This window comes from Corynebacterium sp. 13CS0277, from assembly GCF_002994655.1.
In the GTDB taxonomy this organism is placed as follows: domain Bacteria; phylum Actinomycetota; class Actinomycetes; order Mycobacteriales; family Mycobacteriaceae; genus Corynebacterium.
In genome coordinates this window covers 58336-81923 of sequence record NZ_PPDL01000003.1, presented here as the reverse complement: position 1 = coordinate 81923, position 23588 = coordinate 58336, and the positions used below count along the sequence as shown (strand labels likewise).

At 68.1% G+C, this 23588-nt stretch carries 17 protein-coding genes and 1 pseudogene; 9 read left to right on the top strand and 9 right to left on the bottom strand.

Going from position 1 to position 23588, the window contains the following annotated elements:
- The first annotated feature begins 31 nt into the window (after nucleotides 1-31).
- On the top strand, nucleotides 32-3721 hold the full coding sequence (locus C1Y63_RS01735) for a multifunctional oxoglutarate decarboxylase/oxoglutarate dehydrogenase thiamine pyrophosphate-binding subunit/dihydrolipoyllysine-residue succinyltransferase subunit (RefSeq protein ID WP_106014741.1): 3690 nt from the start codon (nucleotides 32-34) through the stop codon (nucleotides 3719-3721).
- Nucleotides 3722-4925: 1204 nt separating this feature from the next.
- On the opposite strand, the gene C1Y63_RS01730 is transcribed toward C1Y63_RS01735, so the two are convergent.
- Nucleotides 4926-5666 (bottom strand): hypothetical protein, encoded by a 741-nt coding sequence (locus tag C1Y63_RS01730; protein ID WP_106014740.1) that lies wholly within the window; start codon nucleotides 5664-5666, stop codon nucleotides 4926-4928.
- 462 nt (nucleotides 5667-6128) lie between these two features.
- Between C1Y63_RS01730 and C1Y63_RS01725 the strand changes: the two genes are divergently transcribed.
- Nucleotides 6129-7259 carry a magnesium and cobalt transport protein CorA gene (locus tag C1Y63_RS01725; RefSeq protein ID WP_233195521.1) on the top strand — a complete coding sequence of 377 codons (1131 nt, stop codon included), beginning with the start codon at nucleotides 6129-6131 and terminating at the stop codon, nucleotides 7257-7259.
- A gap of 104 nt (nucleotides 7260-7363) precedes the next feature.
- Here the strand turns inward: C1Y63_RS01725 and C1Y63_RS01720 are convergent, their stop codons facing one another.
- On the bottom strand, nucleotides 7364-8107 hold the full coding sequence (locus tag C1Y63_RS01720) for a general stress protein (RefSeq protein WP_106014739.1): 744 nt from the start codon (nucleotides 8105-8107) through the stop codon (nucleotides 7364-7366).
- 372 nt (nucleotides 8108-8479) lie between these two features.
- On the opposite strand from C1Y63_RS01720, the gene C1Y63_RS01715 reads away from it, so the two are divergent.
- The 3 genes from C1Y63_RS01715 (at nucleotide 8480) to C1Y63_RS01705 (ending at nucleotide 11784) form a co-directional block, all read left to right on the top strand.
- The gene (locus C1Y63_RS01715; protein WP_106014738.1) at nucleotides 8480-9790 is read left to right on the top strand and encodes a magnesium transporter MgtE N-terminal domain-containing protein; all 1311 of its coding nucleotides are present in this window, start codon (nucleotides 8480-8482) and stop codon (nucleotides 9788-9790) included.
- Between the two features lie 58 nt (nucleotides 9791-9848).
- Nucleotides 9849-10415, top strand: coding sequence for a DUF1003 domain-containing protein (locus C1Y63_RS01710; protein ID WP_106014737.1), 567 nt, complete (start codon nucleotides 9849-9851; stop codon nucleotides 10413-10415).
- A 241-nt stretch (nucleotides 10416-10656) separates the two neighbouring features.
- A complete protein-coding gene (locus C1Y63_RS01705; protein WP_106014736.1) occupies nucleotides 10657-11784 on the top strand; it encodes a P-loop NTPase in 1128 nt (375 codons plus the stop codon).
- Between the two features lie 251 nt (nucleotides 11785-12035).
- Here C1Y63_RS01705 and tatB read toward each other — a convergent pair.
- From tatB to sigE, 3 genes and pseudogenes are all read right to left on the bottom strand, one after another.
- Nucleotides 12036-12482, bottom strand: a pseudogene (tatB, locus tag C1Y63_RS12930) (twin-arginine translocase subunit TatB); the annotation flags it as partial.
- Between the two features lie 110 nt (nucleotides 12483-12592).
- Nucleotides 12593-13027 (bottom strand): zf-HC2 domain-containing protein, encoded by a 435-nt coding sequence (locus C1Y63_RS01695; protein ID WP_106014734.1) that lies wholly within the window; start codon nucleotides 13025-13027, stop codon nucleotides 12593-12595.
- A 270-nt stretch (nucleotides 13028-13297) separates the two neighbouring features.
- Nucleotides 13298-13921, bottom strand: coding sequence for an RNA polymerase sigma factor SigE (sigE, locus tag C1Y63_RS01690; protein WP_369831007.1), 624 nt, complete (start codon nucleotides 13919-13921; stop codon nucleotides 13298-13300).
- Nucleotides 13922-14244: 323 nt separating this feature from the next.
- Between sigE and C1Y63_RS01685 the strand changes: the two genes are divergently transcribed.
- On the top strand, nucleotides 14245-14889 hold the full coding sequence (locus C1Y63_RS01685) for an O-methyltransferase (protein WP_233195520.1): 645 nt from the start codon (nucleotides 14245-14247) through the stop codon (nucleotides 14887-14889).
- A 794-nt stretch (nucleotides 14890-15683) separates the two neighbouring features.
- On the opposite strand, the gene glgC is transcribed toward C1Y63_RS01685, so the two are convergent.
- Nucleotides 15684-16901: a glucose-1-phosphate adenylyltransferase gene (glgC, locus tag C1Y63_RS01680; RefSeq protein ID WP_369831006.1), complete on the bottom strand. Its 1218-nt coding sequence runs from the start codon at nucleotides 16899-16901 to the stop codon at nucleotides 15684-15686.
- A gap of 165 nt (nucleotides 16902-17066) precedes the next feature.
- On the opposite strand from glgC, the gene glgA reads away from it, so the two are divergent.
- From glgA to C1Y63_RS01665, 3 genes are all read left to right on the top strand, one after another.
- Entirely contained in the window at nucleotides 17067-18239 is a 1173-nt protein-coding gene (gene glgA / locus C1Y63_RS01675) for a glycogen synthase (protein ID WP_106014730.1), read from the top strand.
- A 364-nt stretch (nucleotides 18240-18603) separates the two neighbouring features.
- A complete protein-coding gene (gene budA, locus C1Y63_RS01670; RefSeq protein ID WP_255414018.1) occupies nucleotides 18604-19344 on the top strand; it encodes an acetolactate decarboxylase in 741 nt (246 codons plus the stop codon).
- Nucleotides 19345-19346: 2 nt separating this feature from the next.
- Nucleotides 19347-20846: a GH32 C-terminal domain-containing protein gene (locus C1Y63_RS01665; protein ID WP_158256056.1), complete on the top strand. Its 1500-nt coding sequence runs from the start codon at nucleotides 19347-19349 to the stop codon at nucleotides 20844-20846.
- Nucleotides 20847-21026: 180 nt separating this feature from the next.
- On the opposite strand, the gene C1Y63_RS01660 is transcribed toward C1Y63_RS01665, so the two are convergent.
- The 3 genes from C1Y63_RS01660 to C1Y63_RS01650 all read right to left on the bottom strand — a co-directional run bounded on the left by C1Y63_RS01660 (nucleotide 21027) and on the right by C1Y63_RS01650 (nucleotide 23531).
- A complete protein-coding gene (locus tag C1Y63_RS01660; RefSeq protein WP_106014728.1) occupies nucleotides 21027-21899 on the bottom strand; it encodes a methyltransferase domain-containing protein in 873 nt (290 codons plus the stop codon).
- A gap of 685 nt (nucleotides 21900-22584) precedes the next feature.
- On the bottom strand, nucleotides 22585-22752 hold the full coding sequence (locus C1Y63_RS01655) for a DUF3117 domain-containing protein (protein WP_106014727.1): 168 nt from the start codon (nucleotides 22750-22752) through the stop codon (nucleotides 22585-22587).
- Nucleotides 22753-23183: 431 nt separating this feature from the next.
- Nucleotides 23184-23531: a hypothetical protein gene (locus C1Y63_RS01650; RefSeq protein WP_106014726.1), complete on the bottom strand. Its 348-nt coding sequence runs from the start codon at nucleotides 23529-23531 to the stop codon at nucleotides 23184-23186.
- Between the last annotated feature and the right edge of the window lie 57 nt (nucleotides 23532-23588).

The window sequence follows — 23588 nt, the reverse complement described above, 5'->3', positions numbered from 1 at the left end:
GTTTTCAGAAGAAATGAGGCGAGCACCTGCCGTGAGCAGCGCAACACAGTTCGGCCAGAACCAGTGGCTGGTAGACGAGATGTACCAGCAGTTTAAGAAAGACCCGAACTCGGTGGACAAGGAGTGGCGCGAGCTGTTTGAGTCGCAGGACGGTGCCCCGAGCACCCCTGCCCAGCCCGCCAGCCCCGCCCCCGCCGCGCAGCCCGCCGCCCAGCCCGCGGCGTCGAAGCCGCGGTCCGCCGGCCCGGGCACGACGGCGCAGACCCACGAGGCGAAGGTGGCGGAAGAAAAGCGCAAGGCCGCAAGCCCGCTCAACCGCACCCGGGAGCTGCCGGAGGCCGGCAAGACCACCATGACGGGCATCGCCAAGGCGATCGCGAAGAACATGGACCTCTCCCTCGAGGTGCCGACCGCCACCTCGGTGCGCGACATGCCGGCCCGGCTGATGTTCGAAAACCGCGCGATGATCAACGAGCACCTGCGCCGCACCCGCGGCGGCAAGATCTCGTTTACCCACATCATCGGCTACGCCATGGTCAAGGCCGTCATGGCCCACCCGGACATGAACAACGCCTACGAGGTCGTCGACGGCAAGCCGACCCTCGTCGTCCCGGAGCACATCAACCTGGGCCTGGCGATCGACCTGCCGCAGAAGGACGGCTCCCGCGCGCTCGTCGTCGCCGCGATCCGTGAGTGTGAGAACCTGTCGTTCTCCGAGTTCGTCGACGCCTACGAGGACATCGTCCGCCGCGGCCGCAACGGCAAGCTCACCGGCAAGGACTTCGCCGGGGTGACGATCTCCCTGACGAACCCCGGTGGTATCGGTACCCGCCACTCCGTGCCCCGCCTGACCAAGGGCCAGGGCGCGATCATTGGCGTCGGTTCCATGGATTACCCGGCCGAGTTCCAGGGCGCCTCCGAGGATCGCCTCGCGGAGCTGGGTGTCGGCAAGCTCGTCACCATCACCTCCACCTACGATCACCGCATCATCCAGGGCGCGGAGTCCGGCGAGTTCCTCCGCACCATGAGCCAGCTGCTGGTCGACGACCACTTCTGGGATCACATCTTTGAGGTCATGGGGGTGCCCTACTCCCCGATGCGCTGGGCGCAGGACATCCCCAACCGTGGGGTGGACAAGAACACCCGCGTCATGCAGCTCATCGAGGCCTACCGTTCCCGCGGCCACCTCATCGCCGACGTCAACCCGTTGCACTGGCAGCAGCCGGGCCTGCCGGTGCCGGACCACCGTGACCTGCAGATCGAAACCCACGGCCTGACCCTGTGGGACCTCGACCGCACCTTCAACGTCGGTGGTTTCGACGGCCGGGAGACGATGACGCTGCGCGAGGTGCTCGCGAAGCTGCGCGCCGCCTACACCCTGAAGGTCGGCTCCGAGTACACCCACATCCTCGACCGCGATGAGCGCATCTGGCTGCAGAACCGCCTCGAGGAGGGCCAGCCGAAGGCCACCCCCGCGGAGCAGAAGTACATCCTGCAGAAGCTCAACGCCGCCGAGGCCTTCGAGAACTTCCTGCAGACCAAGTACGTCGGCCAGAAGCGCTTCTCCCTCGAGGGTGCCGAGTCCCTCATCCCGCTCATGGACGCCGCGATCGATACCGCGGCCGGCCAGGGCCTCGACGAGGTCGTCATCGGTATGCCGCACCGTGGCCGCCTCAACGTGCTGGCCAACATTGTGGGCAAGCCGCTGCACACCCTGTTCAACGAGTTCGAGGGCAACATCGACCCGGCGCAGGCCGGCGGCTCCGGCGACGTCAAGTACCACCTCGGTGCTGAGGGCCAGTACCTGCAGATGTTCGGCGACGGCGAAATCAAGGTGACGCTCACGGCGAACCCCTCGCACCTCGAGGCCGTCAACCCCGTCATGGAGGGCATCGCCCGCGCCAAGCAGGACATCCTCGACCTCGGCGAAGACGGCTACACCGTCGTGCCGATCCTGCTGCACGGCGACGCCGCCTTCGCGGGCCTGGGCATCGTCCCGGAGACCATCAACCTGGCGCAGCTGCGCGGCTACACCGTCGGCGGCACCATCCACATCGTGGTCAACAACCAGATTGGTTTCACCACCACCCCGGATTCCTCCCGCTCCTCCCAGTACGCCACCGACATCGCCAAGGCCTTCGGCTGCCCGGTGTTCCACGTCAACGGCGACGACCCGGAGGCTGTGGTGTGGGTCGGCCGCCTGGCGACCGAGTACCGCCGCCGCTTCGGCAAGGACGTGTTCATTGACCTCGTGTGCTACCGCCGCCGCGGCCACAACGAGGCCGACGACCCGTCGATGACGCAGCCGCAGATGTACGACATCATCGACAACAAGGAAACCACCCGCACCAAGTACACCGAGGACCTGGTGGGCCGTGGCGACCTCAACGCCGAGGATGCCGAGGCTGTGGCGCGCGACTTCCACGACCAGATGGAGTCCGTCTTCAACGAGGTCAAGCTCGCCGAGAAGCGTCAGGTCACCGCCCAGGAAGGCATCACCGCCTCCCAGCAGCTGCCCCACGGCCTGGATACGTCGATCTCCCGGGAGACGATGATCGAAATCGGGCAGAGCTACGTCAACGTGCCCGAGGGCTTCAGCCCCCACCCGCGCGTGGCGCCTGTGGCCGCCAAGCGCGCCGAATCCGTCCGCGAGGGCGGCATCGACTGGGGTTGGGGCGAGCTGCTCGCCTTCGGCTCCCTCGCCCTTGAGGGCAAGCTGGTGCGCCTCGCCGGTGAGGATTCCCGCCGCGGTACCTTCACCCAGCGCCACGCGGTGATGATCGACCCGAACACCGCCGCCGAGTACAACCCCATCGACGACCTGGCTCGTTCCCAGGGCTCCGGCAAGTTCCTCGTCTACAACTCCGCCCTGACCGAGTACGCCGGCATGGGCTTCGAGTACGGCTACTCCGTCGGCAACCCCGACGCAGTCGTGGCGTGGGAGGCCCAGTTCGGCGACTTCGCCAACGGCGCCCAGACCATCATCGACGAGTACGTGTGCTCCGGTGAGGCGAAGTGGGGCCAGACCTCCAGCGTCATCCTGCTGCTGCCCCACGGCTACGAGGGCATGGGCCCCGACCACTCCTCCGCCCGCATTGAGCGCTACCTGCAGCTGTGCGCCGAGGGTTCCATGACGGTCGCCCAGCCCTCCACCCCGGCGAACCACTTCCACTTGCTGCGCCGCCACGCCCTGTCCGACCTCAAGCGCCCCCTGGTCGTCTTCACCCCGAAGTCGATGCTGCGCCTCAAGGACGCGGCCTCCCCGGTGGAGGACTTCACCGAGGTCACCAAGTTCCGCTCCGTCATCAACGATCCCCGCCTGGTGGACCGCGACGGCAAGATCATCGGTGACGCCGCTGCGGTGAAGACCATCATGCTGGTCTCCGGCAAGCTGTACTACGAGCTGGAGAAGCGCCGCAAGAAGCTGGGCCGTGAGGATGTGGCCATCGTCCGCATCGAGATGCTGCACCCGATCCCCTTCAACCGCCTGAAGGAAGCGTTCGACTGCTACCCGAACGCCACCGAGATCCGCTTCTGCCAGGACGAGCCCGCCAACCAAGGCCCGTGGCCCTTCCTCGGCCTGCACCTCCCGGAGCTCATCCCGGGCATGCTGCCGATGAAGCGCATCTCCCGCCGCGCGCAGTCCTCCACCTCCACCGGCCTGGCGAAGGTCCACGCCTTCGAGCAGGAGCAGCTGCTGCAGGCCGCCTTCGAGGAGTAACCCTCCCCACAGGCGCCCGCCCGACGCCGGCACCACTGCCCACCACCCCGCGTTCCCTGTCCTCAGCACAGGGCACGCGGGGTGGTTTTTTGCGCCCATGTATAACGCGTTGGGCATGACATGCTTTCCTTGCATGAATGTGTGTGTGCATAATGCCTGCAACGTATCGGCACCACAGCCCACATGTGTGTGGGGCCGATATCGGGGACTCGGGGAACCATTCTTGGTCCACCGCGTGTCTAGGACTCGTGACAGGAACGCACCCCACGTCATCCACCCACCCCGGCCACTGGCCACACCACGCACACCGAAGGGAGCACACCACCCCACCCCGCCTCAGCGCGCACGCGACAGCACACCCGCACCCGGCAGGCCCGCACACCCTGCCGACAGGCCCGCGGGTGGCAGCCGGCGAATGCACGACGTCGGCCCCGCACCTGTGGGCCGCTGCGCCGCGCGTCACGGGGCACCACGCCACACAACGCTTGGCGCACGTGCCTGCACGGGGCACGCACCCGCTTCTGAGGCGGCGGTGGGGCGTGCCCCCCAAGGTGTGGCCGCCAGCGGCGCGGGGGCGGATGACCGTATCTCGGGCGTGCCCTCCCCTGTCACCACCTCGAAGTGATCCCACCATCCGCGCCACACACTGCGGCCGGTGGGCAATATTCCTCATGCCTAGCCCAAGGAGTGACACACACATGCATGACCACCGCCAACCACAGCCACCCGGCGCAGCGCCCGCCGAACCTGCACCCCGGCACCGGCGGGGACGCCCCGCCCCCGCAGCCTTCCGCACGGCCGGCGCCGGAACCTTCCAGGCGAATGTGCGGCTGCGGCTCGACGCCCAACCGCACGTGCCCTGCCCCGCACACACCCTCTCGGGCGCGAATACTGCGGCGGACGACACCGGTGCCCGGCGCGCCGCCTCCCGGGCGGGGCGGCCCTCGGGGCGCCCTCAGGTGGGCAGTCCTGTGGCCCGGCACGGGCAGCGCCCGCAGCAGCGGGCCCGGCGTCACCGTGAGGGTGAGGGCACGGGTGACTCCTCCCCCGTGTGCGGTTGAGCGCCGTCCGCGTGCCCCGCGACACCGGCAACGCCTGGAGCACTGAGAAAAGCCCCGCAGACGTCTTCTCTGCGGGGCTGGCAGCAGGCCGCGCCCGGTGAGGGCCATGTCTGTTGGCGCGGGTGTTTCTCGGGCCTTGTGGCTTAGGGCCCCTGCAGGTCGTGGGCGGCCATGTAGGGGCCGAGCACCTCAGAGACCGAGCCGGACTGGGACATCTGCGCCGAGAGTTCTTCGATGTCCTCGGTGCTCATCGTGCCGGTGACCTTATTCATGATGAGTCGCGCGTCCCGGTTGAGCACCGGCTTGCGGTAGATCGGCACAATGTTTTGCGGCAGCTTCGGCGTGGACTCCTTGCAGGCGGTCGCGCTGGAGGGGTCGGTGGCGGCCAGGCTGCCCGGCAGGGAGTTCACCAAGGCCGTGTAAGTGGTTTCCCGCCAGGTGCCATCGTTGGCGCTGATCTCGCCGGCGTCCAGGGCTGCGGTGTATTCTTCGGAGATTTTCGCCGCAGCCAGCGGGTTGAGTTCCTCCAGCAGCTCCCCCATGCAGCCGACGACGACATCGGCGTCGCCTGCGGTGAGTGCCTCGAAGCGGGGCCTGGTGGGGTCGGTGTCGGTCGGCCGGTACGGCAGGGCGGTCCGCCCGTGCCCGTTGAGCGTCTTCATGTACAGCTCACTAACGAGGCCCTGCATGGGGCGCGAGTCGTCGATGATGACCCGCACCGCCGACGTGGAGCCGGCGATCGGTTCCCGGGTGGGTTCCTCCGCGCAGCCACTGAGCATCCCTACGAGGGCGGCAGCGGCCGTGAGGACTGCGGCCGTGGAGTAGTAGGGGCGGGTCGTCGCCGCGGCGGAGGCTTCCGGTGCGGGCGGGGTCGAAACAGTCAACGCGCTCCTCGGGTCACACCCCGCCAGCCAGTCCCGGTGTCGGGCACCGCGTGGGGTGCCGCGCGCGTCGGGGTGCGGCGGGGAGAAAGGTGGCTTGTCAGGGGTGGGAAGGCAATGTGAGCCAACCGCGCTCATCTTACCCGCCGGCCCGCACCCGCCCCGCCCGCGGACACCCCCTTGTCCTATCTCGGGGTGGCCAGTGGTCTGCCGGCACGCGCACTGAGCCTTCCGGGGGCGCGCACTGCGCGGTCAAGGGGACGCGCCCGCACACGGGGCGCGCGGGCATGCGTGCCGTGGAACAGCGCTCGCCTCGCGCGCTACCTGTGGCGTGCTTTGTTGTCGCTGCTGCGTGGGGTTTAGCATGGGCGGTGGTTGGCGCGGCAGGCAGTGCCGCGCGGCGCACAGCCCGCGCCGCACAACCACCCGCATTCGACTCGCTCAGCACCACGAAGGGGGCGCACCGTGGCGACCAATCCGCTCATGAAGCCCGTCAAGGCCGCCGCAGGCGCGGCCAAGGCGCAGGCCAGCAAAGCCAAAAACGGCGGCTCAAAGTCTCCGGCACGGCCGCACACCCCCGCCCGGCCCGCCCCCGTGGAAGCCGCCATCGAGCGCTGCGCGGTGTACTGCGACGGCGCCGCCGAGAAAACCCAGTACACCTACCTCAGCGCCCTGGAGGAAGTGCGCCGCCGCGGCAAGGGCTTCGTGTGGCTGGCGTTGCGGGAGCCGGACGAGCGCCAGATGATCGCCATCGCGAACGCCTACGACGTCCACGAACTCATCGTGGAGGACGCGGTGACCGCCCACCAGCGCCCCAAGGTGGAGCGCTACGACGATCAGTTGTTCTTCGTGGTGCGCTCCGTGCAGTACAAGGAACACGAGTCGGTGGCCGACGCGAAAGAGATCATCTCCACCGGTGAGGTGCAGATGATTCTCGGGCCGGACTTCATCATCACCATTACCCACACCGGCACCGCCCCCTTGGCACAGATCCGGCGCCTCGTGGAGGCGGAGCCGGAGCAGGTGGCGATGGGCCCGGCGGGTATTTCCTGGGTGGTCGCCGACATCTTGGTCGACCAGTACCTGACGATTGCGCACCAGCTGTCGACAGACGTCGACGAGCTGGAGACCGAAGTGTTTACTCCCGACACCCGCTTCGACATTGAGCAGATCTACATGCTCAAAAGGGAGATCCTGGAGATGCGGCACGCCATCGACCCCCTGTCGACGGCGCTGCGCAGCTTGATCGCGAACCACCACGACATTTTGTCGAAGGAGCTGCGCTCCTACTACCGTGACGTCCTCGACCACGAGCTGCTCGCCGCCGACCAGATCGCCTCCTACGATGAGCGGCTCTCCGCCCTGATTGATGCCGGCGTGGCGATGATTTCTTTGCAGCAGAACAACGACATGCGCAAGATTTCCGCGCTGGTCGGCATGGCGGCACTGCCCACCATGATCGCCGGTATCTACGGCATGAACTTCGACAACATGCCGGAATTGCACAGCACCTACGGCTACTACGTGTGCCTGGCCGCCATGGCCCTGTCGGTCGTGGTGTTGTGGATTTTCATGAAGCACAAGCGCTGGCTCTAAGCAGCACGCACCCGAAGGTGACTGCTGCGGGGCACGTGTGTGTGCGGGGCACTGCGGGCACCCCACGCGGTGACGGGGTGTTGGGGTGCTGGGGTGCGCCCGGTTTAGCCGCCGAAGGGATTGCGCGGCTCCGGAGCGTGCCCCGGGGCCTGTGCCGGGGGCTGCCCGTAGCCGGTGGACTCGGGGGCGCCGTCCTGCGGGGCGGGCGGCACCGGGGCGGTGGGCTCAGGCACCGCTGAGACGTCCCCCGGGGTGGCGGGCGTGCCGGCACCGGCAGGAGCACCTGTACTCGCGCGCGGCGCACTGCCGCGCTCCTCGGCGAGCACGCCCCGCACAATGTCGCGGGCCCGCGGGGCGATATCCCGGGCGCACACCACGTCGTAACGGCTCGCCACCAGCTCCGTGCGGGTGAGGAACTTCTTCCTGCGGGGCGACATCACCGCCGGCACGAAGGTGACCACCAGGCCAAAAAGCACCGTCATCGACACGGCCATGCCGACGGTGGACACCAGCTCATCGGTCCCCATGGAGAAAAACACGCCGATGAGCATGCCGAGCACCACCGACTGCACGAGGGTAGACACGAGAATCCTCGGCCACGTCACCCGCCCCACGACGTGCTCGACCTCGACGGGGTTGACGCCGACGATAGAGAGCGCGTGAGCAGGAATGTCGGGCTCCGCGACGAGGGCGTTGACGACGCGTTCGGCCTCCGCGTAGGTGGCGAAGGAACCGACGGGCCAGCCGTCGGGCAGCTGCCGCAGGGTCGCCTCCCGGGGGCCGAAGGGCGCGCGGACGGCAGCGCGGGCGCTCGGGGCGGGGTCAGTGGTGGGGCGCGGGGTGGTCATAGGAGGTATCAACCGGCCTTTTGGGGGATTGTCGTGGCACAAGATACAGCAGAAAACTGCGGGAGAAACAGTGTGAGAAAAACAGAAAAACTAGGGTGAAGGGCACTGCGGCGGCGCACCACAGCTGTGGGGGATGCGCATCGTGTGGGACACCGCCGGTGTCTACTCCACCAACGTCTCACACTTCAGCGGTGTTCCCTCCTTCTGGCCCCTCCTTCTGTTCCCTCCTTTCCCCCGAGTCGTGTGGCTGCCCCGGGGGATCTCTCGCACGGTCGCGCCCGGTGCGGGTGCGCCGCCTGCCTGCAGCCAGGGGTGGTGGGTGCGGGTGGGGCGTTACCGCGTGGTGTGGGCTGCTCGCTAGACTGGGGCACCATGAGTTCCGTCACCCGCCTGTACGTGGGGCGCCTCGCCGGCATGATTGTCCGCGGCCCCGACACCGAACCCATCGGCCGCGTCCGCGACGTGCTGGTCACCATCCGCCCGCCGCACAACATCACCCGCGCCGTCGGCCTCGTGGTGGAGATGGTGAACAAGCGCCGCATCTTCGTACCGATGCTGCGGGTGGCGGCCATCGACCCCACCGAAATCACCCTGGTCAGCGGGTCGGTGTCGATGCGCGCCTTCCAGCGCCGGGCGGGCGAGCTGTCGCTCATGAACGACATCATTGGCTCCCGCGTCCACGTCGACGACCCGGAGTTGGAGGACCTTCACGGCAAGGCGGTGCAGGTCGCCGACGTGGAAATCGAACAGACCCGCACCCGCGACTGGCAGATCTCCCGGGTGGCGGTCTCCGGGCAAAAATCGACCTTCGCCCGCCGGGCACCCCTGCACGTGGTGCCCTGGGCTTACGTGCACGGCCTGTCGCTGACGTCGGCGGACCACTCCCCCGCCACCGCGGAGCTCGTCGCCCAGTTTGATGACATGCGACCCGCCGACGCCGCCACGCTCATGCACCGGCTGACGCCGACGCAGCGTGTCGACGTCGCTGAGGAACTCAACGACGAGCGACTGGCGGACATCCTCCAGGAGCTGCCCGAGGACCACCAGGCCGAGCTCATCGAGGCGCTCGCGATTGAGCGCGCCGCGGACGTGCTGGAGGAAATGGACCCGGATGATGCGGCCGACCTGCTGGGCGAACTGCCCGACGATAAGGCCGACGTGCTGCTGGAGCTCATGGACCCCGAGGAGTCGGAGCCGGTGCGCCGCCTCATGGACTTCGCCGACGACACCGTCGGCGCGATCATGACCCCGGAGCCGGTGATCCTCTCCCCGCAAACCACGGTCGCTGAGGCGCTCGCCACGGTCCGCAACCCGGACCTGCCGACCTCGCTGGCATCGATGGTGTTCGTGGTGCGCCCGCCGACGGCGACCCCGACGGGCCGCTACCTGGGGTGCGTGCACCTGCAGAAGCTGCTGCGGGAAGCCCCCTCCACCCTGGTCAGTGGCATCCTGGACCCCGACCTGCCGCCGCTGTACGCCAGCGACGATAAGGAAACAGCGGCCCGCTACTTCGCAACCTATAACCTGGTGTGTGGTCCGGTGCTCGACGAGGATAAGCACCTCCTCGGCGCGGTGAGCGTGGACGACCTGCTCGACCACATGCTGCCCGACGGGTGGCGTGAGATGGGCATCCGCCCGGAGGAAACCCGCAGCCGCATCACCATCCGCACCCCCCAGAAGTAGCACCCCCGTTTTTCTCCCCCGCCCGTGATCCGCCCCGTCGACGTTGGAAGGAACCCCCATGGCTGAGCAGACCCGTGGTGTCCTCGACACCCCCACCACTGGCCAGCGCCGCAAGCTGATCCAGGTCGACGGCGACGCCGTCGGCGCCTTCGCCGAAAAAGTCGCCCGCTTCTTCGGCACCGGCGAGTACCTGTTCTGGCAGACAGTGTTCGTGCTCATCTGGATTGGGCTCAACGTCGGCGGGTTCTTCTGGAGTTGGGACCCCTACCCCTTCATCCTGCTGAACCTGGCGTTTTCCACCCAGGCGGCCTACGCCGCACCCTTGATCCTGTTGGCGCAGAACCGGCAGGAGGACCGCGACCGGGCGGTGCTCAACGACGATCGTCGCCGCGCGGAGCAAACGAAGGCGGATACGGAGTTCCTCGCCCGGGAGCTCGCGAGCGTGCGCCTGGCGTTGGGTGAGACGGTGTCCCGTGATTACCTGCGCCACGAACTAGAAGACCTCAAGGACCTGCTGGCCCGCCTGGAGGACAAGCTGGATGACGCCACTGCCGTGTCCTTGGCCCGCGCCCACGATGATGGTTCCCGGGAGGCCGGCGGCGATCTCAGCGAACCCGTCGGCTGACACCACGCAGGCGTGTACCGCCTGCTGTCGTTCTTCTCCTCCCCTGTCTGCGCCCGATCCACCCGCCTTTGTGTCGGTGGTCGGGCGCACGTCGTGCAGTAGCCGTGCGGGGCCGTTCAGGGCCGTGCAGGCCGTGCAGGGGCCGCTGCGCTGTATCAGACGGGGCCACGGGCCCGGCTGCCAGGCGCATTCACTCCCCCAAGGCCCCGGGGGCGGGAGTGGACTAGGCTGGTGTCCCGTGATGAGTGAAGTGCAACAAGACGCGGTGCAAGCCGCCCTCGCTACTGTCATCGACCCGGAAATCGGCCGCCCCGTCACCGAACTGGGCATGATCGACTCGGTCGACATCGACGGCGCGACGGTGCGCGTGCACCTACTGCTGACAATCGCGGGCTGCCCGATGCGCAGCACCCTCGTCGACGGTGTGGAAAAAGCCGTCGGCGCGGTCGAGGGGGTCAACTCCGTGGAGGTCACCACCGGGGTCATGACCGACGAGCAGCGTCGCCGCCTCCGGCAGGGCCTGCGGGGCGATGCGGACGAGCTGCCCAACCCCTTCAACGACCCCACGAGCCGCACCCGCGTCTACGCGGTCGCCTCCGGCAAGGGGGGTGTCGGCAAGTCGAGCGTGACCGTGAACCTGGCGGCCGCGCTGGCGGCCCGCGGCCTGTCCGTCGGCATCGTCGACGCTGATATCTACGGCCACTCCGTGCCCCACATGCTGGGCAGCGATGACCGCCCCACCCCGGTCGACGACATGATCATGCCCCCGCAGGCCCACGGGGTGAAGATGATCTCGATCGCGCACTTCACCGAAGGTAACGCCCCGGTGGTGTGGCGCGGGCCGATGCTGCACCGGGCGATCTCCCAGTTCCTCACCGACGTGTTCTGGGGCGACCTCGACGTGCTGCTGCTGGACCTGCCGCCCGGCACCGGCGATATCGCGATCTCTGTCGCGCAGCTGCTGCCCCAGGCGGAGCTCCTCATCGTCACCACCCCGCAGGCTGCCGCCGCCGAGGTCGCGGAGCGTGCGGGTTCGATCACGCAGCAAACCCGCCAGAAAATTGCCGGCGTCATTGAAAACATGGCGGCCATGGTGCTGCCCGACGGCACCACAATGGAAGTCTTCGGTTCCGGCGGCGGCCAGATCGTCGCCGACCGCTTGAGCGTCATCACCGGCACCCCGGTGAAGCTTCTGGGCAGCATCCCCCTGGACCCGAAGGTGCGTCTCGGCGGGGATGACGGCACCCCGATCGCGATTTCTGATCCGAGCTCCCCGGCGGGGGCGGCGTTTGGGGCGATTGCTGACACGCTGGCCCGCCGCCAGGATTCCCTCGCGGGTGTGTCCTTGGGCCTCAACCCGAAGCGCTAAGCGCCTCGGCCCCACACACGATACGAGCACCGTTCACACGCCCCACACAACTCATGTGGGGAGGTGGACGGTGCTCGTGTCTGTGCGCGGCGCGCATGCCCCTTGCCGGCGCGGCGAACTTAGATGACGTCATCCCACGCGCTGGGCTGCGTCGGCTGTGGCCCAGGAGTCTGAGGGGCCGGCGCCTGTGGGGCTGCAGGGGGTGCAGGCTGCTCAGCCTGGGGTGCGCGCGGCAACACCGGCTCGGGCGGCGTGACGTCGCCCCTCGCGGTCTCTGCGGCGCCCCCAGTGGTGATCCCGGGGCGGCTATCCGGTCGGGCCACCCGGTGGGTCTCGGGGGTGTCGCCCGCATAGTTGCGCTGCCGCTGCGCGGCACCGGCGGTGCCCTCCGCCATGATCTTCTTCGGATCGAAGGCGTCGAGGAAGGTGTCATCCCCGTCCAACAGGGTGCGGGTCACCATCGCCCGCGGGGTCATGCCCCGCAGACGCTGCAAATCTTTCAGTGGTTCGGTGATGGTGTCGAACTCGGGCCCGAGTTCGCCGGCGAGTTCTTTCTTCGCGTTGTCGATCGCCTTCCGGGCCGCGTAGATGGCGGCGCGGGCATCTTCGATGACGCGGGGGAGGCGCTCCGGGCCGATGATGATGAGGCCGGCGATGAACACCACCGCAATCTCAAACCAGCCCACATTGCTAAACACGCAAGCCTCACGCCTTTCCTTGAACTGCCGCCACAGGGCCGGCTAAGCCACCATGGGGTGCTGATACTGGCCACCGCCTGTGCGCCGAAGCCCGCGGGCGCGGCGCGCCCTTAGAACCGGCGGGTGGCGCGGCGAGTGCGGCGCACTACAGCCAAAATCTTAGCAACGCCCGCCATGCTCACCGCACTGGCCACCGCTGGCCCGGTCGGCGGATCACTGCGCCGCGTGGACGGCGCGAGTTCCGCGGGATCCTCGGCAATATTCGTCAACCGCGCCACCAGGGAGCGGGGCGCACAGATCGCCTCGTCGTCTTCGTGGGCCTGCCGCAGTGCGGCCGCCGCGCGGCGCTGTGCGGCCACATCGCCGCGGCATTCGGCACAGTGCACGAGATGGACTTTCGCCCGGTGGGTGGCCCCAGGGGTGAGCTCCCCGTCGACGAAGGCGGCGACCGCCTCGGTGGAGAGGTGCTCGACGGAGGCAAAGCGCTTGACCCGCGTGGCGGACTGCAGGCGCGGCGGGATGTTCGGGCGATATTCGAGATTCATGCGCGCGACAACCTCCCTACGACGGTCACGAGGACAAACACTGAGCACTGGGCGTCTTCACGGTCTCTTGAGCGCAAGTACGCCGAGAGGCCTGTGAAGACACAAGAAGAAACACACCGGAAAAGACCTGAAGGCCGGCGCCGTGCGGAACAGCGCGGCGGGGCACTGCTGTTTCTGTGGCCCAGGGTACTCCCGCCGCACGCGCTTGTGGGGTGTGCGGGAGAAAAAATTCTCCGCGCCCCGCAGCAACGTGTGCGGGCTGGCAGGTGTTTAACTGCGGGCGGGGATGAGTTCCCCGGCAGAGGCGTTGGTCTCTGCGGCGGCCTCCAGGGAGGCGCGCAGGTGGCTACGCCCGCGGTGAATCCGGGAGCGCACGGTCCCGAGCTTTACGCCGAGAGTATCGGCGATTTCGTCGTAGCTCATGCCCATGACGTCACAGAGCACGACCGCGACCCGGAAGTCGGGGGCCAGGTCATCCAGCGCCTTCTGCAACACCGGGTCCAGGTTCGCCACCGTGTAGGCCTGCTCGGGGGTGAGGTCATTACCGGGCACCCGGTCGTAGTCCTCCGGGAGGGCTTCCATCCGGATCTTCGCCCGGTGGCGCACCATGTCGAGGAACAAGTTGGTGGTGATGCGGTGCAGCCACCCCTCGAAGGTGCCGGGCTGGTAGTTCTTCAGGCTGCGGAACACCCGCATGAAGGTTTCCTGCGTGAGGTCCTCCGCGTCCTGCTGGTTGCCGGAGAGCCGGTACGCGAGGCGGTAGACGCTATCCGCGTGCTCTTCGACGAGTTCCGCCCAGCTCGGCATGCCGGCGACACCGGCGTCAAAAGCGGCCGTGCCCGTGAGCTTCTCGCTCTCGTGGGCGTCAGTCTGCGGGGTGCGGTTCACACTCATGCGGGGATTGTCCATCGTGGAGTTAGTGTACCCCGGGGAAATACCTGAGACCTAGTTCCGCGATTACTGGCAAAACCCTGTGACATGTGCCCGTGAATGCCTGGAAGCACCCCCACCCCACCCCCGCAGCCACAACACCGGGCCCACTCACCATCCCCCACAGGCACCCCCAGAACCGGGCCCTCGCCGCAGCGCACCGAGGCGGGGCGTCACCGCCACCCCCACTCACCACAGCATTCACAACAGACCACACGCGTTTCATGTTGCACCTGGCCCGCGTGCCTGCAGTGAACACCAGTGCACGCTGCCCCTATGATGGCCGCGTGACTACTTCCGCTTTCGATGCCCTGCAGCGATACATCAACTCCACCGCCAGCGCGGACGCCGCACTGGTGGACGCCGTGGACACTGCCGAGGAGTTCGGCATCGCCGTGCCCGATACGGCGACCGCGTCCCTGCTGACGACCCTGGCGGCGCTCGCCGCAGGTGGCGAGAAAGCCTCCCTCGTGGCCGTCACCCCGGCGGCGGCGGTCGTCGGCCTGCATCTGCTGGCCGGAGTGGCCCCGGGGAGCCAGCTGACTGCCATCGACCCCGAATCGGAGCACCAGCGCCACGCCCGCGAGGCCCTGTCGGCGGCCGGCTACCCGGCCTCCACGCTGCGCTTCCTCCCCTCCCGTCCCCTGGAGGTCATGGGGCGCTTGGCGAAGGGCTCCTACCACCTCATCTACGCGGATGTGCGCGCCACCGACCTGGCCGCCATGACGCAGGCCGCGTGGCCGCTGCTCGCAGACGGTGGCGTGCTGGTGCTGGCCGACAGCCTGCTGGACGGGCTCGTCGGCGACGAGTCCCGCTCCGATCGCGACACCGTCGCCGCCCGCGAGGCCGATCAGGCGCTCGCCGACCTGGAGGGCGCGATTGTCATGCGCCTGCCACTGGGCGCGGGCCTGACCTGCATCACCAAGCGCTAGCCGCTACTCACACCCGCCCCGCGCACAGGCATCGCGGGCGGGCATCACGCGTCAGGCATCGCGCGCACAAGCACCACACGCCGCTATCTCACCCAGAGGTAGCGGCGTGTGTCGTTGTGCGCCCGTCGCTGCCGGCATGCACGACCAGGGCCGCCCCGCCCACGGGCGACTACTCCCCCATTCGCTGCCTTCGCAGGGCCAGTCCTCAGGACGAGGCCGTGGGGCCAGTCCGCAGGGCCAGTGGCCGCGTGATGGACGGGCCGGGTGACTGTTGGTCACCTGCCCCAGGCAAGCGCATGCGCCCATCCCGCCAACCTTGGGATGAGCGCATGCACGGCTGTGGCCCCCGAACAACACACAGGCCCCTGCACGTGGCATATCGCTGCACTCAGCGCCAGCAGGCACGCCGACCACGGCGCCTCCACTCAGGTGTCCGGGGTGGGGGTACGGGGCGTGACAGAGAAGCACGCCATGTGAGTCCGCCTCACGGCGAAAAAGCCTGCGGCGGGGGTGTCAATGGCGTGCACTGCGCGCGGGGCGCGGAAGTTGTTCGAAAGGGAAATGAAGTCTCGGGGCATTCCCGCTTCCGGGTGGGGCTGCCAGCGCCTTCTCATGTGGCAGCCGCCCGGAATTTTTTCGCGGTGGGTGTCCGACACGCCCGGGATGGTGATCTCGGGAGCGTGGCCCCTGCGCGGGGTGCGGGGATGCGCGGTGGATGGGTGGAAAATCGTGGCCCGGGGTTGCCTCCGGCCACGGGGCGGGCAGGGGGCATGGTGTCCCCCTGCCGACAAGGGTTAGACCGTCTGGTTCTTGCCGACGCAGACCACGCCGCCGGGGCTGATCTGGAAGCGGGTGGCATCGCGCTCGTGGTCGACGCCGATGAACTCGCCGTCGGAGACGCGGACGTTCTTGTCGAGGATGGCGTGGCGGACCACGGCACCCTTACCGATGCGCACGCCCGGCATGAGCACGGAGCCTTCGACCGTGGCACCTTCCTCCACGATGACGTTGGAGCTCACCACGGAGTTGCGCACCGTCGACGCGGAGATAATCGACCCGGAGGCCACCATCGAGGACTGGGCGATACCGCCGGCAACGAACTTCGCCGGGGGCAGGTTGCCGTCGTCGGTGTTGTGGATCGGCCACGAGCGGTTGTACAGGTTGAACACCGGGTGGACGCTGATGAGGTCCATGTGGGCCTCGTAGAAGGCGTCGATGGTACCGACGTCACGCCAGTAGCCCTTATCGCGCTCCGTGGCGCCGGGCACGTGGTTGGACATGAAGTCGTAGACGTGGGCCTCACCCTTGCGGGCGAAGTACGGGATGATGTCCCCGCCCATGTCGTGCTCCGAGTCCTCGTTCTCCGCGTCCGCCTTGAGCGCCTCGATGAGCGCGCTCGTGGTGAAGACGTAGTTACCCATGGAGGCGTACGTCATGTCGGGATCGTCAGGCGTGGCCGGCGGGTCGGCCGGCTTCTCCACGAACTCGGTGATGGTGCCGTCCTCATCGGACTGGATGCAGCCGAAGGCGGAGGCCTCCGAGCGCGGGATACGAATACCGGCGACGGACACCGATGCGCCGGAGGCGATGTGCTCGTCGACCATCTGCTTCGGATCCATGCGGTAGACGTGGTCGGCACCGAAGACGATGACGTAATCCGGGTCCTCATCCTCAATGAGGTTCATGGACTGCAGGATGGCGTCTGCGGAACCGGTAAACCAGCGCTTACCCAGGCGCTGCTGGGCGGGCACCGGGGTGATGTACTGCCCCGCCAGGCCCGACAGCTGCCACGAGGAGGAAATGTGGCGGTCAAGCGAGTGGGACTTGTACTGCGTCAGCACGCAGATCTGCATGTAGCCTGCGTTGACGAGGTTCGACAGCACAAAGTCGATGAGTCGGTAGGTGCCGCCGAAGGGGACGGCGGGTTTTGCCCGGTCGGCAGTCAGGGGGAAAAGGCGCTTCCCCTCACCGCCGGCGAGGACGATAGCTAGGACGTGCGGTTGGCTTCTCACGTCTTCCAACGCTAGTAACGTTTCCGCGAATTCGCCTGCGGCCCAGCCACCCTGCAGCCCCAAACAGTAGCTACGCCACAGCCCACGGCGTTTTGTGATTTTGTTCATAGCGATATATCCGCTGTGCATTAGCACTCAGCGCGGGCCACGCTTACGCTAGAAGCCATGCGAGTTGCAATGTTGACCAAGGAGTACCCCCCGGAGATTTACGGCGGCGCCGGAGTGCACGTCGCCGAACTCGTGCGCCACATGCGCGAGCTCACCGAGGTGGATGTGCACTGCATGGGTGGCCCCCGCGACGAAAAAGACGTCTACGTCTACGGCGTCGACCCGGACTTGGCGGACGCCAACGGCGCCCTGAAGACCCTGTCGACGGGCCTGCGGATGGCCAACGGGGTGGGCGACGCGCAGGTCGCGCACTCCCACACCTGGTACACCGGCCTGGGTGGGCACCTGGCGGGACTGCTGCACGGCATCCCCCACGTGGTGACTGCCCACTCCCTGGAGCCGCACCGCCCCTGGAAGCGGGAGCAGCTGGGCGGCGGCTACGACGTCTCCAGCTGGTCGGAGCGCAACGCCTTCGAGTACGCCGACGCCGTCATCGCCGTGTCCGCACAGATGAAAGGCGCGGTCCTCGAGGCCTACCCGCGGGTGGACGCCGACAAGGTGCACGTCGTGCTCAACGGTATTGACACCCAGCTGTGGCAGCCGCGCCCCACCTTCGCCGCCGCGGAGAACTCCGTCCTGGAGGAGCTCGGCGTCGACCCCACTCGCCCGATCGTCGCCTTCGTCGGCCGTATTACCCGCCAGAAGGGCGTGGCCCACCTGGTGCGCGCGGCGAAGAAGTTCGCCCCGGAGGTCCAGCTGGTGCTCTGCGCCGGCGCCCCGGACACCCCGGAAATCGAGGCGGAAATCACCGGCCTCGTCGGCGAACTCCAGGAAGCCCGCGACGGGGTGTTCTGGGTGCAGGACATGCGCCCCCGCCACCAGATTCAGGAAATCCTCTCGGCCGCCACCGTGTTCGCCTGCCCCTCCATCTACGAGCCGCTCGGCATCGTCAACCTGGAGGCCATGGCCTGCGGCACCGCCGTGGTCGCCTCCGACGTTGGCGGCATCCCCGAGGTCGTCGTCGACGGCACGACCGGCACCCTGGTGCACTACGACGAGAGCGAGCCGGAGGAATTCGAAGCCGGCATCGCCGACGCCATCAACGCCCTCGTGACCGACCCGGCGAAGGCGGCCGCCTACGGCGAGGCGGGCCGCGCCCGCGCCGTGGACGACTTCTCCTGGGCTGCCATCGCGCAGCAGACCCTCGACGTCTACAGCACCCTGCTGTAGCACCTCCCTGCTGCAGCGCCGCGCCACACTAGCGGCGCACCTTATCCCACCGCACCCACCCCACTGCCCGCACCGCTGGCGGACAGGCACCGTGCACGTGTCGTCACGTGCGCCCTGGGGTGGGTGCGGTGGTGCGTCACGGGCACGTCTGTTTCCGGGCGGCCCCGACTTCCCCCACGCGGAGCCCACCCCACACCCATGCACGTGTGCTTATATGGCTGGGTGCTGGCACTTTGCCCACAGCTGCGCCTCCCCCAACCCCGCCGCACGGGTGAGGGCACCCCACAGCAGATGTGCAGCCCCTTGTGCGAGTGTGGGGCGTTGCCCGCTGCACAGTGGGTGAGAAATCACTAGGGTGGGCCAGGTGAGCGCTAACAGCACGTTGCCGATCGAACGGCACACTATCTTCCAGAACTCGTTAATGACTGCCCTGTTGGACGGCATTTACGACGGCGAGATGACCGTCAGTGAGCTGCTTGGGCACGGCAACTTCGGCCTGGGCACGTTCGACGCCCTCGATGGGGAAATGGTCATCATCGACGGCACCTGCTACCAGCTCCGGGGCGACGGCACCGCCCGCGTCGCCGACCTGCAGCAGCGCAGTCCTTTCGCGGTGGCCACCAACTTCGTGCCCCGCATCGTCCGCGACGCACCGCCCGGCTGGGCACGCAAAGACCTCTCGGCGTTCATTGACGGGATGATGCCCTCGAAGAACTACATGTACGCCTTGCGCATCACGGGCACGTTCAGCATGGTCAAGGTCCGCACCGTCACCAAGCAGCAGCGCCCCTACCGCCCCATGGCGGACGCCATCGGCGACGATGCCGAGCACGTCTTCACCAACATCGACGGGGTGGTGGCGGGCTTCCGCACCCCCATCTACGAAAAAGGCATCTCGGTGCCGGGCTGCCACGTGCACTTCATCGATGCCGGCCGTACCCGCGGCGGGCACATTCTCGACTTCGTGCTCGACGAGGGCGTCATCGAATTATGCCCCGGCACCGACCTGAAACTGCGGCTGCCGGTGACGAACGATTTCCTCGACGCGGATCTCGCGCCCGAGGACTTGGATGCCCAACTACACACCACCGAGGTGAAGGAATAGCCATGGCCACCCCCGACGCACACGACACCCCCCTCGCCCCGGAGCACACCCCCACCCAGCCCGCACAGTCGGCGCGGCCGGTGTACGCGCCCCGCCGCCCGGAGCTGCACGTCACCGCCGAAGCCGGCATCGTCGGCGCGCCCGCCGGCGCGATCTACGCCCACGGCACCTGGCACATCTTCCACCAGTACCGCGCCAGCGTTGACCGTTCCGCCCGCTGGGCGCACCAGGTCAGCTTCCGCCACGCCTACGACTGGGACGTGTGCACCGACGTGCTGGCCGCGGCGACGCATGCCACCACCGACAACGTGTGGGCCGGCTCCGCCGTGCCGAAGGGGGCGGGCGCGTGGCTGTACTACACCACCACGACTGGCTGGCCGGACAACACCGCCACCACCATTCAGCGTGCCTCCATCGAGGACCTGCAGGCCACGGTGGAGCACCTCGATGAGGACGCGACCGCCGTCGACCCGCTCGTCGTCCACCACGGCAGCGTGCTCGACGACATTGCCGGCTACACGCGGCTGCGTTCCCCGTGCGTGCTGCCGCCGCTCGACGGCCGCTACCGGATGCTCGTCTGCGCCGACGATGCGGCCACCGGGCAGCCGGAGCTCATCCTGTGCGAATCCACCGACGGGCACTCCTTCCACCCGCAGGGCCCCATCGTGTTCGCCGGCGACACCGGCATCCAGCCGGGTGCCCGGCTCGTCAGCCCCCGCATGATCCGGCTGCGCGATGACGTCACCGGCACCCTCCACGACGTGTTCATCACCACCATTGAGCTGCCCGCCGATGATGCTGCCGGTACCCCGGCGCGCGATGTCACGGGCTACCTCGTCGGCCGCTGTGAGGGCACCACCTTCACCGTCGCCACCGGGTTCACCCCGATCGACTACGGCCACGATTTTGTGCGCCCCCGCAACACCAACGTCGCCGACGACACCACCTTCGACCAGGCGGTGCTCTTCGGCCTCATGAACGGCGCGGGCCGTTTCGACGATGGCTCCTCCCACCCGTCCTTGAGTGACGAGGGCTGGGCGAACTGCCTGAGCATTCCCCGGCTGGCGACCCTGCAGGACGGGATCTTGTACCAGACGCCGACGCCGGGGCTGCGGGACGCCATCGTCACCTCCTCCCGTGCGAGCGCCTGGACGGGCATCATCGACACCACCCGGGGGCACCTCCGCCTGGAGATCGCCAACGAGGCCGGCGACGTCGCCGCCATCGTCACCCACGACGGCGACACCCTCACCCTGGACCGCAGCTTCGGTGATTTCGCCGGCAGCACCCCTGCGACCGCGCCGCTCATCGTGGCGGACTCCGACACGCTCACCGTCATCGTCGATGGCTCCACCGTGGAAGTCTTCGCCGACGGTGGTGTCGTCGCCATGGCGAGCCGCATCGACTTCCGCGGCACGCCCGAGTTCACCGTCACCACCCACGGCGGGGCGGAGATCCTCCACAGCGAGGTGCTGCGCCCCGGCCTGCCGCCCCTGATGTAGGGCGCACGCACCCAATCACCCAGCCGCACAGCCGCACAGACGCACAGACGCACGAGGCCTGTCATCTCACACTCCCGGTGGAGTTCTCCACGGAGTGCGAGGCGACAGGCCTGTAGTCGTTCTCGGGGTCTGTGTCGCAGCATGGCACAGCGACAAGAGCGGGGGTGGGGTGGCGGGGTGTTACTGCTGCTTGCGTTCCAGGCGGATGACGGCGGCGCGGGCGGTGACCTTCATGTGGTCATCCAGGGCCGCGATGCGGCGGGCCAGCACCTCCGGGTGGATGTGGCGTGCCGAGGGGCTCATCCCAATCTGGGCGGCAATCGACGCCTGATCCAGGTTCATGGGGAACTCGATCATCTCCGGCTCCGCGACGGGCACCAGGTGGGAGGACGCCTGATCGATGAGGCGCTCCAGCTTGCCGGCCTCCACATCGGTGATCCCCAGCGGCTCCCGCAGCTCCACGAGGTGGCCCGGCACATCCGTGAGGACCACGACCTGGCCGCCGGGGGCCAGCACGCGCGCAAACTCGGCGGCATTGCGCGGCGCGAACGCCACCGTGATGGCGTTGACGGACGCGTCCCGCAGCGGCAGCTGCGCCCACGCGTCCGCCACCACGGCGCCGACGCGGGGGTGGCAGTGCGCCAGAATCGACGCCGCCGGCACCGACACATCGATGCCGATGCCCACGGAGCCGGGAATAGTATCCAGGCTGTGGGAGAGGTAGTAGCCGGTGCCGGCCCCCACCTCCAGCAGGACCGGGCGGTGAGCGTCATCGATCTGCGCATCATCCAACGCATCATCGACAGCTGCGGTGACGGCCTCCACGAACTGGGCGTAGTGGCCGCGCGACAAAAACGCCTCGCGGGCCGCAATCATCTCCGCATCATCACCCTGGTAGCGCAGCCCCTGCTCCCCCGCGATGGTGACATAGCCGGACTCGCTGACCGGGTAGCTGCGACCATCCGCCGCCACCAGGCAGCGGCCATCCGCGCCCAACTGCAGCGGCTGGCAATCGCCGGGAGTGGCCAGGACGTCAAGAATGTCATTCAGCACGGTGACACGCTTTCTCTACGGGGTGAAAGAAGGAAAAACAACAAACATCAACTCAGCCACACACAGCCCTCAAAAGGAGGTGCTGCGGGGCAGCAGCCCCAGCCGGAGCCTTCTTGCAAGGCAATGGCCGGGACAACGATGAGAATAATGCAGCGGCCGGAATGAACGCCCGCGTGCCCTACTTCATCACAGCACCCCGGACGCTGACAACACCCGACGCGCCACCACCCCACCGTGCGCGCCCGTCGGCCGCCACCTGTTACCCCACGCCCTCCTCGTCCCACGCCGGCCACCGCCGCCGTGCGGCACGGACCTGCTACCGCCGGTGACGTGGACACGCTGCGCGATTTCGGGCCCACCTTCCCGCAGTCGCCCGGCCCCCTCCGCGCCCGGCACAGCCACGCACCCACCCGGGTGAGAAGCCCACCCCGACCGCGCGCCCCTGACACGCCAGCACACCGCACCACCCCCGTTGCCACCCCCGCTATACCCCGGGGAGTAACCGCAGGAAAAGACTCCGGGACGTCTCTCCCCCCACCCAGACACACATTTTGTCTTTCAACCCGATCTTTGCGCCCCCGGCAAACGCAAAAGCACCCGCCGCGCGGCCCTCACGCTACGGGGGCCGGCACAGCGGGTGCCGCAGGATTCGACGCCGCAACGCACAGTTGCGGGCGTGACTGCGTTATTCGGAAGCAGCGACCAGAAGAGCGCCGAGCTCTGCGGCCTCCTCCTTGTTGAGCTCCACGACGAGGCGGCCACCACCATCGGTGGGGATACGCATCACAATCTTGCGGCCTTCCTCGGCGGCTTCCATCGGACCATTACCAGTACGGGGTTTCATCGCTGCCATAGCAACCGACACTCCTTCACGAATTTCTTGCGTTGACATAGCTTGCAGATGCCCCGTGGCGCCGCCCGCGCACGCGGGCGAACACGAGGAACGGGTCACACAACACCCCAGGCGCTCCCCTGCCGACACGACGGCGGGGGCGCACGTCACGACACCAAGCTCTGTGCAACGAGCACACACCGGTGCGTGGGGCGCGGGATCTGCGGGGCCGCAGCGCGTGGCCCCATCAGTCAACCCACCGCCGCAGCGGAGGCGAACCCTGATGACAACACGCGCCTAAACTTTCACCCATTCTACCGAAAGCCCGCGTGCAGCAACAGGGGCATAAGGGTGTGACCTGCAGACAAATCCGCCGCCCACATAGCCGGCGTCACGCCCACCCTGTGGTGCCGGTCGCCCACACGCCCCCTCACCCGGGCGGCGGGGGCCACCTACCCCTGCGCCGACGGCGCGGGCGTCACCGGCGCGTGAGGCCCCTGGGCCTGACGCGCCTGGCGCAGCTGCGCCAGCAAACCATCGATGACCGCATCCACCTGCTGCTGGTCATAGCCCCGGGCGCGCACATCGAAGCTCACCTGCTCCGGGGCACCGTCGGCAAGGGCCTGGGCGTTCGCCACCAGGCGGGCCGCCTGCTGCTCCGCGGGTAACGCATCCGCGTCCACACCAGCAACAGCGGCCGCATCCTCCGCGGCGCTCAAGCGGCGCAGCGCAGACACCGCCGTCACCGACAGTAGGAACGCGAACACCACGACAACAACGGCGATGGCAACGAAAAGCATGAGTGGGTGGGATCCTTCCCGGGGACAAACAACGAGGGAGATAAACACGCACCACGC